The following is a 13,269-nucleotide window of genomic DNA, read 5'->3' on the forward strand; positions in this document are numbered from 1 at the left end:
GAAGCATCGCCGGATGAACAAGAAGGGCCACGTCCTCAACGCGGTGTTGTTGAGCGTCGGACTCGGCTACGTCCTCGAACCGTCGCTGACCGTCGCGACGGTCGAAACGATGGTACGGCTCTCGTTACCCGTCGCGCTCGGGGCGCTCTTTCCCGACGTGGACACGGCGTTCGGCAAACACCGGAAATCCCTCCACAATCTCCCGGTCCTCGGCGTCTTCGTCGTCTTCCCGACGTACTTCGCCAACCTCTATTTCGTCTGGGTCGGCATCGCGACCCACTACGTACTCGACGTGATCGGGAGCCGGCGCGGCATCGCGCTGTTCTATCCGTTCTCGAAGACCGAGTACGGCTTCCCGGGCGGCGTCACCACGTCGAGCAAGCACGCCGACCTGGTCACCGTCGCCGTGACGGCGCTCGAAATCGGTGCGTTCGCGGCCGTCCACTACTACGTGCTCCCGCTGAGCCGTGGCGTGAACGCGAACACCGCGCTCGCCGGCCTGCGGGCAGTTGTCGGCGTCTAGTCGTCAGTAAGCGTTCGCATCGTCGAACCGTCCGCGGTAGGCGATGTGGTCGGGGTGGGTCGGCTCCATCCCGGAGAGAAAGAGGCGGTCGAGTTTCCCCACGAGTTCTCGTAGCCGAGGTGGGCGAATTCGGCGAGGCCGGTGAGACGATGACCGACGCCGGACCGGTGGACGACGCGGCGCGGCGCGGCGGACCTGAGCAGGGAGACGAGGTCGGATTCGTCGTCGACGGGGTCCTCGAACTCCGTCCACGCCTCGCCGACGGTTCGGCGGAGATGGGCGTACGACGACCCGAACGCCGGGACGTTCGTGTCGCGTGCGACGGCCTGGGCCTGCCGGTTCTGGTGGGGGAGCGCTTTCGCGTTGTACGTCTCGGCGGCGTCGAACGCGTCCGGGAACTCGCGCAGTTCGGCGGCGCCGACGCTGACGTTCAGCAGGTCGGGATGCGGTGCCAGGACGGTCGCCTCCTGCCGTTCGAACTCGTCGAGTGCCGCCTCCAGGGTGATGAAGTCGGGGACGGGGTCGTCGAGTCCGAGAGCGAGGACGTGCCGACGCCGCCGCCACGTTCCGGTGAACACCTCGCGCGCCGGGATCACGAGGAGTTCGTCGTCGGAGAACGACGCCGCCCGCTCCCGAATCCGGGGCAGGCGCACGAAATGCGGCGCGTAGACGACGGCGTCGAGTCCGCGGGCCTTCGCACGCGCCACTACGCGGTCGTCGAGGATTTTGACGTGCATGTCGACCCGAGTCGGCGCGGACTGCGTCACGGTGAATGTCTGTACGGAGGCGGAAGTTATGGGTTGCTATTCGGTCGCCGAACGTGTGGGAAAATCGACCGCCTACGGGACGGCGACTTCGAGTCCGTGCGGGACGCTGACCGGGGCACGCCTGTTCCTCGCTGTCCCCTCACGGCGACGCCGTTCGCACGGCCCGCGGAACACCGCTCCCCTCAGTGGTTCGACTTGGCAGAGATGGCTCCGTCAATAGACTTCCCCCTGATAATGGTTGTCACCGTGTGGGCTACCGGTGATACGGTGGCGTGTATTCGGCTCATAGCAACCACTTTTTGATACTCATTCGATGCATTGCCCGATGCCCCTTAGTCGAAGGTCGTACATCGGCACCGCTTCCACAGCCCTTCTCGCCGGCCTGGCCGGTTGTAGTTCCAGCAGTTCCGGAGGCTCGGGCGGGTCAGAAACTTCAGGTGGATCGAGCGACTCCGAGAGCGCTCAAACCCATACCGTCGGCTACGGCGACTCCCAAACGGAAATCAGTGCCTCCTCGTTCCCCGACATGCTCTATTTCTACTGCGTGCAGTCGGGGTGGATGAACTGGCCCACGGTCATGGAGAACTTCGAGAAGAACTACGGCGTTGCGGTTCACGACGACGACCGCTCTTCGGGCGAGGCGCTTCAACACATGCGCTCGCACTCGGGGGACATGACCCACTCCGGCTACAACGGTGGCTACACCTACGGTATCGTCGCTCGGAACGACGGGTTCACACAGGCCTACAAGCCCAACGGCTGGGAGAAAGTACCCGACACCCTCAAGACCGACGACGGCCACGTCACCGCGACCCGGCGCGTCACGACTGCCGTCACGTACCGAAAGGACATCTACGAAGAACGGGGCCTCGAAAAGCCAACGACGTGGGAGGATCTCCTCCAGCCGGAGATTGCCAAGGACCTCGCCCTCCAGACACCCCAGGCCGCGGTCGGTCTCGCCGCCGCTCTCTCGGTCAACAATGCTCGCGGCGGATCGATGGACGACCTCCAGCCGGTTATCGACTATTACAAGCAGATTCAAGAGAGCGGTGCGGAGTTCACCGACAACTTCCTCGCGCAGTTCTCCAGCGGCGAGTACTCGACGTTCATCCGGTACGACTACTCCGGCCTCGACCTCAAATACAACAACGACGAACTTGCCGAGGAGAACGTCGGCGTCGCACTTCAGGGGCGAGAACGGTAACCAGGGCGCACTGAACATGCCGTACGGCTACGCTCTGCTGGAAGATGCACCCAACCCCGAGGCCGGAAAGATGTTCATGGACTACGTCCTCTCGCTGGAGGGTCAACAGCACTTCCTCGACGCCTACGTTCGCCCGATCCGCTCGTCGGAACTGGAGATGCCCGACGAGTTTATCGATAGCTCGGAGTACGAGCGAACGGAGTTTCAGGTCGATTACAACAAACTGGTCGACCAACAGGACTCGATCATCCAAGCGATCACCCGCGGCGCGAATCTCTGATGGGAACGCCCAGTGGTCACCCGGACGGGACGTTTTCGGGGGTCCGCGCTCGGATCAAAGCGGGCGTCACGATCGTCGAATCCATCGTCGATCCGCTCACCGAGCGTGATCGGGAGCGTCGCCGGGTCGTGGCGCTGTGTGCGCCCTTCGCCGCCCTGCTGGCAATCGCCGGAGCCTATCCGCTCTGGGAGGTTTTTCGCATCAGCGTTTCCGCAGAGCAATACCGTTCAGTGGGCTTTTCACTGCAGGCTTACCGGACGCTCACGACCGATCCCTACTATCGGCGGGTCGCGTTCAACTCGCTCTGGCTGGCCGGCGGGACGACCCTCGCATCGGTTGGACTGGCGGTCCCCATCACGCACGCACTGGAGAAGTACGACCTGCCCGGCGAGGACGTTTTCGTCACGCTGGTTTCCTTTCCTATCAGTCTCCCCGGAATCGTTGCGGCGTTTATGATCCTCGTGTTGTTCGGGAACAACGGCGTCCTGACGAACCTCGTCGCCGTACTCACCGGTCGAGAGTCGATCGAACTGGCCATCGCGGTTAGCGCGCCGGGGCTATTCGTCGCCTTCTGTTACTCGATGATTCCCCGGGCGACGCTCATTCTCCGCGGGACGTATGCCGAGATCGACCACGCCGCCGAAGAGGCCGCCCAGTCGCTCGGCGCGACGCCGTGGCAGACCTTTCGGCACGTGACTCTCCCGCAGATTCGACCGGGAATCATCGGCGCGCTCATCCTCACCTTTCGGACCGGCCTCGCCATCTTCGGGACGCTCATCGTCATCCAGACGGTCGTCGTCTGGACGCTACAGATTTCCCGTGAACTGGCGACGGGATACGACATCCAGGTCGCCGGTGCAATGGCGACCGTTTATTTCTTCTTCACCTTCGCGTTCACGGCACTGGGCCTTCGGTACACCAGTGCGGAGGTGGGCCTATGAGCGCGACGTTGTCCCGGCAATTCGGGCGACCGGTGGTGACGATGACGCTATTTCTGGTCGTCAGCTTCCTCATCGTCCCCGTCCTGCTCACGTTCGTCGGGTCCTTCGCCGGGGAGTGGAGCGGCGTTTTACCCTCGGATTTCGTCACGCTACGCAACTGGCGTGAGGTACTCGGACTGACGGAAACGGTCGGCTCCCAGCGAAGCATGGGCTGGGATTCGATTCTGTCTCTCGGAGGATACACGCTTGCCGTCCCATCCGAGTTGATATTCAGTGTCGGCCTCGCCCTTGGCGGCGTTCTCATCAACCTCCTCGTCGGCGTCCCCATCGCCTACGCCGTCGCCCGCTACAACTTCCGGGGAAGGAGTGGGTGAACGCCATCTCCGTCCTCCCTCTCGTCCCCGGGGTTATTCTCGGCGTGGCGTTTCTGCGCGCCTATCCAACCCTCTCGGGCACGAGCTTCGGCCTCATCGTCGGCTACTCCCTGCTGAAAGCCCCGTTTATGGTGATGGCCGTTCGGAGCGAGTTCGAGTCGATGCCGCTCCAGCGACTGGAAGAGTCGGCGCGCTCGCTGGGTGCCTCCTGGCCCCGGACGTTTCTGACCGTCATCGTCCCGAACGCGAAATCGGGGATCATCTCCGGAGCGATCATCTGCTGGACGCTCGCCGCCGCCGAGTTCAACTTCTCCTACATCGTGTGGGCGAAGGGCACCCAGCCGCTCGCGCTGTTCCTGCAGCGACACATCTCGAATAGCTCGTTCACCAAGGCCGCCGCTGCGGTGTCGATGTTCTTCTGTATCATCGTCGCCATCACCGTCCTCCTTCAACAGGTCGGCTCGCGCGGCTTCGACACCAGAGGGTAACCCATGGCACGCATCACGCTCGATTCGATTCGGAAACGATACGGCGAAACGATGGCCGTCGACGGCGTCTCCCTGACCGTCGACGACGGCGAGATAGTCGGCGTCCTCGGCCCATCGGGTTGTGGCAAGACGACGACCCTACGAACCGTCGCCGGATTCGAAACCCCGACTGCGGGGACAGTCGCCTTCGACGGCCGGGAAGTTACGAACGTCCCCCGGAGGACCGGAACGTCGGGTTGGTCTTCCAGGAGTACGCCCTCTTCGACAATATGACCGTCCGTGAAAACGTCGCCTTCGGGCTCAAGATGCGAGGGATCGAGAAAACCGCGCGCGACGAGCGCGCCGACGAACTGCTCGACTTACTCGACATCGGTGCGATGGCCGACCGAGACCCGACGACCCTCTCGGGCGGGCAACAGCAACGCGTCGGTCTCGCCCGAGCGCTCGCCATCGAACCGAACGTCCTCCTCCTCGACGAACCGATGACGGGACTGGACGCGAAATTGAAGGCCCGTCTCCGCGAGGAAGTCGGCGAACTCCTGTCCGATCTGGACGTGACCGGCCTCTACGTCACCCACGATCAAGAAGAGGCGATGCTGATGTGTGATCGCATCGCGGTCATGAAGGGCGGTCGGATCGAGCAGGTCGGGACACCGCGGGAGATATACGAATCGCCGGCCACCGAGTTCGTCTCCGAGTTCGTCGCGCTGGATGCCCCGGATTTGCCGTTCGTTCGATGGTGACTCCCGCCGGCCGGACAGCGGACGTCGCGACGTTCGCCCACCGTGGCTTCGCCGGTATCGCCCCGGAAAATACCCTCGCGGCGGCGCGACTCGCCAGTCGCCTCGGTGCCGACGCCATCGAGTGCGACGTGGTCACCACCGCCGACGGAACGCCGGTCGTCTTCCACGATAGTCGTCTGGATGACCGGGGGCCGAGTCGAGGGATTACGGATGCCACCGGCGCAGTCGCCGAGCGCTCGACTTCGACAGTCACCAACACGCACGTACTCGGGACGCGCCAACTGATTCCGACGTTGTCGGCGTTCGTCGAAACCGTGCCGGAAGACGTCGCCCTGAACGTCGAACTCAAACAGCCGGGCACCACGACCGGGACATCGTTTTCGGCCCTCGACGGTGAAGCGAAACGAGATCAGTGGCTGTCGCTCGCCGAACGGGTCGTGGATATCCTCGGCCGACGTCCCAACGAGGTCCTCGTTTCGTCGTTCTCGGAGACGGCCCTCGAGGCGGTTCGTTCCCTTTCACCCGATGCCCGCGTCGCTCCCCTCGCACGCGACCTCGATACCGTCACGACGATGGCCACGTCAATCGACACGGAAATCATCCATCCGGCCATCGAGGGACTGCGGTCGGCAGCGAACGAACGGCCGCCGAGCGACTACACCGTGAACGCCTGGACCGCGCGGACGTGGCAGGACGCACACGACGCCGTGCAGTTCGGTGTCGATGGGCTCATCGCGGACTACCCGAACGTACTGTCGACGACGCCGGAGTGGGGTCCGGACCGGAACGACTGACTGCCCCGAGGCGGCTGGTTTCCGGGCCTGTTTCGGGCCGCGATCACGTATCGGGCGGATAGCTTTGCGCTTGCGGGCGAGTCTTCTCGTTTCGATAGCGGGCGCTCCGTATTTACTGAGACAGTCCCGTTCTCACGGATACCAAATTCGAATCCTGCGTTCGGCACGTCCGTCGAACCCTATCGGGGTTCGACAAGGCCAGGAACTACCGCTCCTCGCTGTCGAGGACGCGAATCTGGTCGCCGCGGACCGTCACCGGAATGGGCACCGTCGCCTCGTACAGTTCGACCGTCACCTGGTCTTTCCCCTCGTCGATGCGCTGGACGCGGGCCTTCTCGCCTTTGAACGGCCCGGCGATGAGTTCGACGATGTCGCCCTCGGCGATACCTTCGACGTCCGGCGTCGGCGAGAGGAAATGTTCGACCTCCGTCAGCGACGAGGTCCCGGGGACGATGCTCCGGGCGTGGGGAATCTCTTCGAGAACCCGTTCGAGGACGGCGTCGTTGTCGGACTCGACCATCACGTAGCTCGTGAGCGAGTCGGGCGCGAGGACGGCGTGCACTTCAGGCTCCTCGCGGCTGGCGATCATGTCGGCCACGGTCTGTTCCTGACTCGCCGTGGTCTTGACGGCGTAGATCGGCATTATACACCCCCGGGCAGGAAGCTCATCACGGCGAAGATGACGAAGCCGAGAAAGCCGATGAGCAGGATGCCCGCGCCGGCGATCTTGGAGATCTGGGAGAACTCCCCCACGAGGGCGTACTCGCCAGTTTCAACACCCGAATGTAGCTCGTAAGGTCGTATTTGACGTCCATGTTATCGGCGGTTGGTCGTCCCGCCTTTTCTATCTATTGCATCGCGGGGTCGAGAACGCGAATCGAACGGACGCGAGTACGCCGCCCGAAAGCAGCGCCGGTCTGTAGCGGTGCGTTCACCGTCGTCGAACGCGCGACGACTACTCGACGTAGTCGATCTCGTCTTTGCGACTGGTCTGGGCCTCCGCCTCGTCGGCTTCCGTCCGACCGTAAATCTGGGGCGACTCGACGCCCGTCACGACGATCATCGTGCGCATCTTGCCGTCGAGTTCCTCGTCGATGGAGGTCCCCCAGATGATGCGGGCGTCGGGGTCGATGCGGTCGTAGATCTCCTCGACGACGCCTTCCGCCTCCTCGATCGCCATGTCGGTGCCGCCGGTGACGTTCACCAGCGCGGAGTTCGCACTCGAGATGTCGACGTCCAGCAACGGCGACCGGAGCGCGGATTTCACGGAGTCTTGGGCCTTCTGTTCGGAGTCGCTATCGCCCAGGCCGATCATGGCGACGCCGCCTTTCTCCATGACCGTCTTCACGTCGGCGAAGTCGAGGTTCACGAGGCCGGGTTTGGTGATGAGTTCGGTGATGCCCTTGACCGAGCGCATCAGCACTTCGTCGGACACTTTGAACGCCTGTCGGACGGGGAGTTTCCCCACGGCGTCGAGCAGTCGGTCGTTCGGGACGACGATGACCGTGTCGGCGACGTCGCGGAGACGTTCCAACCCGGCCTCCGCGTTCGTGCGCCGGACCTCGCCTTCGGCCGTAAACGGGGTCGTCACGATGGCGATGGTGAGGGCCCCGGACTCGCGGGCCGCCTTCGCCACCACGGGGGCCGACCCGGTGCCGGTGCCGCCGCCGAGGCCGGCGGTCACGAACACCATGTCGGAGCCGTCGATGGAGTCGTAGATTTCCTCCTGGGATTCGAGGGCGGCCTCCTCGCCGACCTGCGGGAGCGATCCCGCGCCGCGGCCGCCCGTCTTCTGCTCGCCCATCAGAATCTTGGTGTCTGCCCGGACGTCGACGAGGTGCTGGACGTCCGTGTTCGCCGCCACGAGGTCCGCGCCCTTGATGCCCTCTTCGGCCATCCGGTTGACCGTGTTGCCGCCCGCGCCGCCACAGCCGACGACGGTGATGTTGGTCTGCAGATCCTGTAGGACGTCTTCGAGTTCCTCGTCGGTCATCTTCCCCGACGTCTGCGCGTCTCGGTCGTCGCTCACCGTCTCACCGACGTCCCGCGTCTCCCCATCCCCCGGTTCTTCGGCTTCGTCGATTGCGTCCTCGACAAGAGAGTCCATGTATGCGTCGGATTGCGGCGGCCAGCCTATTTATCTTTCCGCCCGTTGTCATGCGGGCGTCTGACGCACCTCCGTTCGCTGACGTATCTCGCGATGGGAACGCGTCTAACTCGTCTAGCCTGTGACGTATCCGCAGCCGGAGCGAAAGCGGGGCCTAAACGGGGAATCGGGACACGCGCTCGCTCCGGACGGCTTCCGGCGGGATGCGCTCGCCGCCGACTTCAACGGCCTCGCCGGCCGCCAGACGGCCGAACGCCGGCCCCTCGTCGACGCCGAGTTTGCGTGCCTTCTCCGGGTCGAACCCCACCTGTCGGACGACGAGTTCGTCTCCCGTCCGCTCTACCGCGTCGTACTTCTCGCGCAGGACGTCGACCAGAGCGTCGATCAGCGACTCCCGATCGCTTTCGGTCGCGACGGCGGCCCGCCCGACCGGTCGCGTCCCCCCTCCGTCGTCTCGAAGGCGAGGGTGTGCGCCCGTACCGCGTCGCGCGTCGCGTCGGCGTCGATCCCGGCCGCTTCGGCGAGCAACGCGTCGGGGAGGGAGACGACGGCGTAGCCGTCCGTCCCGTTCGTATCGCCGTCCGTTCGGGCGGCGTCGCCGAACCTGAGGCCGTCGTCGACCGACGAGAGGTCGGCCTCGACCGACTCGACGACGGGGAGGGGCACGCCGTCCGTCTCCCGGACCCACGTCTCGCTGACGGCTCGAACGCCCACGTCGTCGAGGGCGGCTTCGAGCGCCGGACTCGATTCCTCGACGAGGGCGTAGTCGGCGTCGCTGGCGTCGACGGCGCGTCCGAGGACGTCGCGATTCGGCTCGGGGTCGCCCATCGCGTCGAGACACCAGTCGGCGGCGACGTGGCCGACGCTCCAGGCCGTCTCGCGGACGACGCGCGTGAACCGGGGCGCGTAGTGGCCGCCGCCGAAGCCGACGAGTTGCCGGTCGCAGGTGGGCGCGACCCCGTCCAGGTCGAGGATGGCGCGGGCGACGGCGCGGGCCGCCTCGGCGTCCGCCCACTGCGGTTCGCCGCTCCCGAGTTCGACGAACATCGACGGCGCGCCCACGTCCGTCGGGCCGTGGTGCGTACACTCGATGGCAACGTCGTACGCCTCGGGAGCGTGCGCGGCGAGCGCGTCGACGACGGCCGACTGGGCGTTCGGACAGGCGCGGGCGAACGCGCCGTCGTCCCCGCCGAACTCGGCGGGGCCGAAGTTACCGGTGAAGTGGGCCGTCAGGAGCGCCCCCGTCTCGCCCGAGTGGCGCGAGGCGAAGACGAGGTAGTCGGGGTCGTCGAACGCCGCGGCGGGGCGGTCGAGGTAGATGTGCAGGTCGTCGAACGTCCGGAGCGAGAACCCCTCGGTCCGGTAGTAAGCGCCGCCGCCTTCGGCGTCCGGGCGACTGCCGTCCTCGTGTTCAGTCCACTCGTGGAGGTCCAGCAGATGGTCGCCGACGTGTTCGGACGCGCCGTCGGCGCGGCTGACGACGATGGCGATCACGGTGGGCAGTACGCGGGAAGGCCGAAAAGTGAGTCGGTCTCGGATCGCGGGTCAGTCGGCCTGGTCGACCGCCGGGTCCGAGGCCGTGAAGGCGTCCTGGATCGTCGTCGCCGTCGTCCGCACGATGCCCTGAGTTCGTCGCGGCGAGCGACGAACAGCACCGCGCCCAACACGAGATAGACGACGGTGTACCCGTCCAGCACGAGGATGCTGAGGTGCTCGGCCCGGGCAGGGTCGGCGACGGTCTGGATGATGGCGTACTCTATGGCGACCTGGGAGACGAACAGTCCGAGGAGCGCGACGGCCTCACGGACGCTGATCGAGAAGTTCGTCAGGATGGCGATGGCGAAGAAGCTCTGTGCGGCCGTGATCCAGATCTCGGCGGACTGTTTGTGGTCGAACGGGAGCGTCCCGACCTGTCCGGCGGCGAGGCTGTAGACGACGGCGAGCGTCCCGATGAGGAGCGTCCACTGGTTGAGCTTCGAGGAGATGAGCGCGTTGAAGCCGGCGGTCGAGCGCGCCTTGTTGACGAGATAGGCCACGACGATGAGTTCCGGCGACTCGGACGCCAGCGGCGCGATCCACTGGATCATGAAAAACGGCGGGACGCCGGCGGCCTGCCCCAGTTCCTCGAGGCCGTGTGCGAACGGGTGGACGGCGGTGTAGATCATCGCCCCGGAGAACGCGAACAGAAAGAGGGTGATGGCGACGCGGTGGCGTCTGGCGAACTCCTGGAGGTAGGCGGGCACGCCGACGTGTTCTTCGTGTTCCTCGACGTCGCCTCTGAGGATGACGCCGATGTAGACGACGTACAGGCCGACGAGAACGACGGTGTCGAGGATGCCGATGCCGCCGCCCAGCGGCACGGCGAGCGCGTACGCCGTCGCCGCGAGCAGGAAGACGATCTCGAGGGCGAGCGATCGGTCGATGTGGACCCGGTCGGCCAGCCACCCGTCGCGCGTCTCGACGGCCGGGTCGCGGGTGCGCTTGGCCTGATAGACGGTGAAGATGGCGATTCCGGACCACCCGAGGCCGATGAGGATGCGGTTAGCGCCGGTCATGTTCGCCACGGCGAGGTTGGCCGCCTCCGCGCCGCGGGGGTGCCCACGTTTGCACCGGCCGTCCACGCGTAGAGGGCGTCGACGGCGTACTCGGGAGCCACCGCGAGCACTGCCAGCACGGCGATAGCGAACGCCCGCGGGACGTCTTTCTCGGCGGTTTCGGCCCCCACGCCAGCAGGAACGACGCGCCGAGAACGGCGACGCCGCTGACTGCGACGGTTCCGAGGTGGCTCAGGCCGTACGCACTCGGCCCGCCGGTCAGTTCGATGTACACCCACGGCCCCGTCAGCAGGAACGCGAAAAAGAGCGCGGACAGCGGATGTCCGAGCCGTTCCCGAATCATGTGGACACCGACACGGATAGCACAGGTAACACTTGTGATTTCGGAGAGTCGGGACGACGCCACAGACGGGGACAGCGTTATGGTCGCGTTGGTCGAATCGACGCCCAGGTGACCGATGTTCAGTCGTATCCTGCTCGCCGTCGACGGGAGCGAGTGTGCGTATCGCGCGGCGACTTTCGGACTCGAACTCGCGGCGACGTACGACGCCGACGTCGAGGCGCTGTTCGTTTCCGGGGGAAGATCCCCCGCCAGCCCGGTGCCGAACCGGACGTGTCCCTCCGCGAACGGGGCGAACGCGCCCTCGACGAGGTTGCGTCGGAGGGCGAGGACGCGGGCGTCGACGTCGAGACGCGCTTCGCCGAGGGGCGACCACAGACGCGCATCGTCGACCGGGCCGACGAGACGAACGCCGACCTCGTCGTCATGGGCCAGCAGGGTCACACCGGCCTCGGCGAACGGTTGCTCGGGAGCGCCCTCACGCGGGTCCTCCGGAACACGGACGTCCCCGTGCTGGCGGTTCCCGCCGGACTGCGGGACGGCGCGCCCGAATTCGGGGACGTGCTGGTCCCGACCGACGGCAGCGACGCGTCCAGGCGGGCGGCCCCGTACGGCGCGGACGTGGCGCGACGGTACGGCGTCACACTCCACCTCCTCAGCGTTCTCGACGTCCAGCGGGAAGCCGGCATCTTCGACGTCGGCGGCGTCAGCGAGGCGTACGTCGACCGACTGCTGGAGCAGGCCCGCGAGAACGTCGACGACCTCTCCGACGCGGCCGGCGACCTCGACGACCTCGACGTCGTGCGCGACGTCGTTCGCGGCCGGGCACACACCGGCGTTCGCGAGTACGTCGAGGCCGAAGACGTCGGACTCGTGGTGATAGCCTCCCGGGGCGAAACCAGTTTCACCGGCCAGGCGCTCGGGAGCGTCACCGACCGCGTGTTGCGCGTCCTCGCCGTGCCGGTGCTGGTCGTCCCGGTGGCGTAGAGCGGGGCGTTTTTCGCCCTGTAGCGCGACGCCCCCGACATGGACGTGTACGGCCTCGTCGGCAACCCCGTCGGTCACTCGCTCTCGCCGCCGATGCACGAGGCGGCGTACGACGAACTCGGTATGAACGCCCGGTACGTGACGTTCGAACCGGACCCCGAGGCGCTCGCGACCGCCGTCGAGGGGGCCGACGCGCTCGGCGTCTCCGGGCTGAACGTCACGATTCCCTTCAAGCAGGACGTCCTCGAACTCGTCGACCCGGACCCCCTCGCGGCCCGCATCGGTGCCGTCAACACCGTCGACTTCTCGACGTCGCCGCCCCGCGGGTACAACACCGACGCCGCGGGCGTCACGCGGTCGTTCGACCGCTACGACGTCTCGCTCGCCGGCCGCGACGCCGTCCTGGTCGGTGCCGGCGGTGCCGGTCGGGCGGTCGCGTTCGCCCTCGCCGACGCCGGCGCGACGGTCCACATCGCCAACCGGACCGTCGACCGCGCGGAGCGACTCGCGGCGGACGTGCGCGCCGCCGAGGACGCGACGGTGACGGCCGGCGGTCTCGACGGGCTCCCCGGTCGGATCGCCGACGCCGACGTCCTCGTCAACGCGACAAGCGTCGGCATGGACGACGACGAGACGCCCGTGCCCGCCGACGCCCTCCACTCGGGGCTCACCGTCCTCGACGCCGTCTACTCGCCCGTCGAGACACGCCTCCTCAGAGACGCCGAAGCGGCCGGCGCGACGACCATCGACGGCGCGTGGATGCTGCTCTTCCAGGGCGTCGAGGCGTTCGAACGCTGGACCGGGCGCGACGCCCCCGTCGACGCGATGAACGTCGCCCTCCGTGCGCGTCTGTAGAGCGCGTGCAGCCATCGGACGGCGCGTCGTACCGTCGGTATTCGGCAGTGCCGGCCGACGCAGCGGCTTTTAATTACCGGGAGGGCATACGGGCGTACAATGGGACTGCTCGACAAGCTCAAATCCATGTTGACTGGGGGCGGGTCCTCCACGGAACGCGAACGCAGTGACACGACGGTCCGCGTCGAACGGGATGTCGGCGAGGACGCCGACGCCGTCGACGAACCGGTCGCCACCGAGACGTCTGCGTCGGCGTCGACCGAATCGCTCGTCGACGAGAGCGCGGAGGGGTCGAAGCGGCCGAACCGGCC

General features: G+C 66.4%; 7 protein-coding genes and 8 pseudogenes. 9 read left to right on the forward strand and 6 right to left on the reverse strand.

The window, feature by feature from the left end; all coding sequences use genetic code 11:
- The first annotated feature begins 13 nt into the window (after positions 1-13).
- On the forward strand, positions 14-523 hold the full coding sequence (locus ACFQJD_RS04155; RefSeq protein ID WP_379796373.1) for a metal-dependent hydrolase: 510 nt from the start codon (positions 14-16) through the stop codon (positions 521-523).
- Positions 524-526: 3 nt separating this feature from the next.
- Here the strand turns inward: ACFQJD_RS04155 and ACFQJD_RS04160 are convergent.
- Positions 527-1,260, reverse strand: a pseudogene (locus ACFQJD_RS04160) (PHP-associated domain-containing protein).
- A gap of 355 nt (positions 1,261-1,615) precedes the next feature.
- Here ACFQJD_RS04160 and ACFQJD_RS04165 point away from each other — a divergent pair.
- The 5 genes and pseudogenes from ACFQJD_RS04165 to ACFQJD_RS04185 all read left to right on the forward strand — a co-directional run bounded on the left by ACFQJD_RS04165 (position 1,616) and on the right by ACFQJD_RS04185 (position 6,114).
- Positions 1,616-2,774 (forward strand): annotated as a pseudogene (locus ACFQJD_RS04165) (extracellular solute-binding protein).
- Positions 2,774-3,715, forward strand: coding sequence for an ABC transporter permease (locus ACFQJD_RS04170; RefSeq protein ID WP_379796375.1), 942 nt, complete (start codon positions 2,774-2,776; stop codon positions 3,713-3,715). The pseudogene ACFQJD_RS04165 and the gene ACFQJD_RS04170 overlap by 1 nt, the downstream one beginning before the upstream one ends.
- Positions 3,712-4,577 (forward strand): annotated as a pseudogene (locus ACFQJD_RS04175) (ABC transporter permease). Before ACFQJD_RS04170 ends, ACFQJD_RS04175 begins: the two are co-directional and overlap by 4 nt.
- A 3-nt stretch (positions 4,578-4,580) precedes the next feature.
- A pseudogene (locus ACFQJD_RS04180) lies at positions 4,581-5,281 on the forward strand (ABC transporter ATP-binding protein); the annotation flags it as partial.
- A 32-nt stretch (positions 5,282-5,313) separates the two neighbouring features.
- Positions 5,314-6,114, forward strand: coding sequence for a glycerophosphodiester phosphodiesterase (locus ACFQJD_RS04185; protein ID WP_379796377.1), 801 nt, complete (start codon positions 5,314-5,316; stop codon positions 6,112-6,114).
- Between the two features lie 205 nt (positions 6,115-6,319).
- Here ACFQJD_RS04185 and ACFQJD_RS04190 read toward each other — a convergent pair whose 3' ends face one another.
- The 5 genes and pseudogenes from ACFQJD_RS04190 to ACFQJD_RS04210 all read right to left on the reverse strand — a co-directional run bounded on the left by ACFQJD_RS04190 (position 6,320) and on the right by ACFQJD_RS04210 (position 11,119).
- Positions 6,320-6,757: a transcription elongation factor Spt5 gene (locus tag ACFQJD_RS04190; RefSeq protein WP_379796379.1), complete on the reverse strand. Its 438-nt coding sequence runs from the start codon at positions 6,755-6,757 to the stop codon at positions 6,320-6,322.
- A pseudogene (locus ACFQJD_RS04195) lies at positions 6,757-6,929 on the reverse strand (protein translocase SEC61 complex subunit gamma). The gene ACFQJD_RS04190 and the pseudogene ACFQJD_RS04195 overlap by 1 nt, the downstream one beginning before the upstream one ends.
- A gap of 140 nt (positions 6,930-7,069) precedes the next feature.
- The gene (gene ftsZ, locus ACFQJD_RS04200) at positions 7,070-8,221 is read right to left on the reverse strand and encodes a cell division protein FtsZ (protein WP_379796382.1); all 1,152 of its coding nucleotides are present in this window, start codon (positions 8,219-8,221) and stop codon (positions 7,070-7,072) included.
- A 154-nt stretch (positions 8,222-8,375) separates the two neighbouring features.
- A pseudogene (locus tag ACFQJD_RS04205) lies at positions 8,376-9,715 on the reverse strand (D-aminoacyl-tRNA deacylase).
- Positions 9,712-11,119 (reverse strand): annotated as a pseudogene (locus ACFQJD_RS04210) (sodium/calcium exchanger protein). The pseudogenes ACFQJD_RS04205 and ACFQJD_RS04210 overlap by 4 nt, the downstream one beginning before the upstream one ends.
- Before the next feature lie 115 nt (positions 11,120-11,234).
- On the opposite strand from ACFQJD_RS04210, the pseudogene ACFQJD_RS04215 reads away from it, so the two are divergent.
- The 3 genes and pseudogenes from ACFQJD_RS04215 to ACFQJD_RS04225 all read left to right on the forward strand — a co-directional run.
- Positions 11,235-11,354: pseudogene (locus ACFQJD_RS04215) on the forward strand (universal stress protein); the annotation flags it as partial.
- A 35-nt stretch (positions 11,355-11,389) separates the two neighbouring features.
- Complete coding sequence (locus ACFQJD_RS04220) at positions 11,390-12,103, forward strand: universal stress protein (protein ID WP_379796385.1); 714 nt, start codon at positions 11,390-11,392, stop codon at positions 12,101-12,103.
- Positions 12,104-12,142: 39 nt separating this feature from the next.
- Positions 12,143-12,958, forward strand: a complete 816-nt coding sequence (locus tag ACFQJD_RS04225) for a shikimate dehydrogenase (protein ID WP_379796387.1) — start codon at positions 12,143-12,145, stop codon at positions 12,956-12,958.
- Positions 12,959-13,269: the final 311 nt, after the last annotated feature.

It is taken from the genome of Haloplanus sp. GCM10025708 (genome assembly GCF_042663985.1).
GTDB lineage: Archaea > Halobacteriota > Halobacteria > Halobacteriales > Haloferacaceae > Salinirarus > Salinirarus marinus.

Coding starts and splice junctions, on each gene's coding strand:
- ACFQJD_RS04155 (WP_379796373.1), top strand. CDS start 14: ATGAACAAGAAGGGCCACGTCCTCAACGCGGTGTTGTTGAGCGTCGGA.
- ACFQJD_RS04170 (WP_379796375.1), top strand. CDS start 2,774: ATGGGAACGCCCAGTGGTCACCCGGACGGGACGTTTTCGGGGGTCCGC.
- ACFQJD_RS04185 (WP_379796377.1), top strand. CDS start 5,314: ATGGTGACTCCCGCCGGCCGGACAGCGGACGTCGCGACGTTCGCCCAC.
- ACFQJD_RS04190 (WP_379796379.1), bottom strand. CDS start 6,757: ATGCCGATCTACGCCGTCAAGACCACGGCGAGTCAGGAACAGACCGTG.
- ftsZ (WP_379796382.1), bottom strand. CDS start 8,221: ATGGACTCTCTTGTCGAGGACGCAATCGACGAAGCCGAAGAACCGGGG.
- ACFQJD_RS04225 (WP_379796387.1), top strand. CDS start 12,143: ATGGACGTGTACGGCCTCGTCGGCAACCCCGTCGGTCACTCGCTCTCG.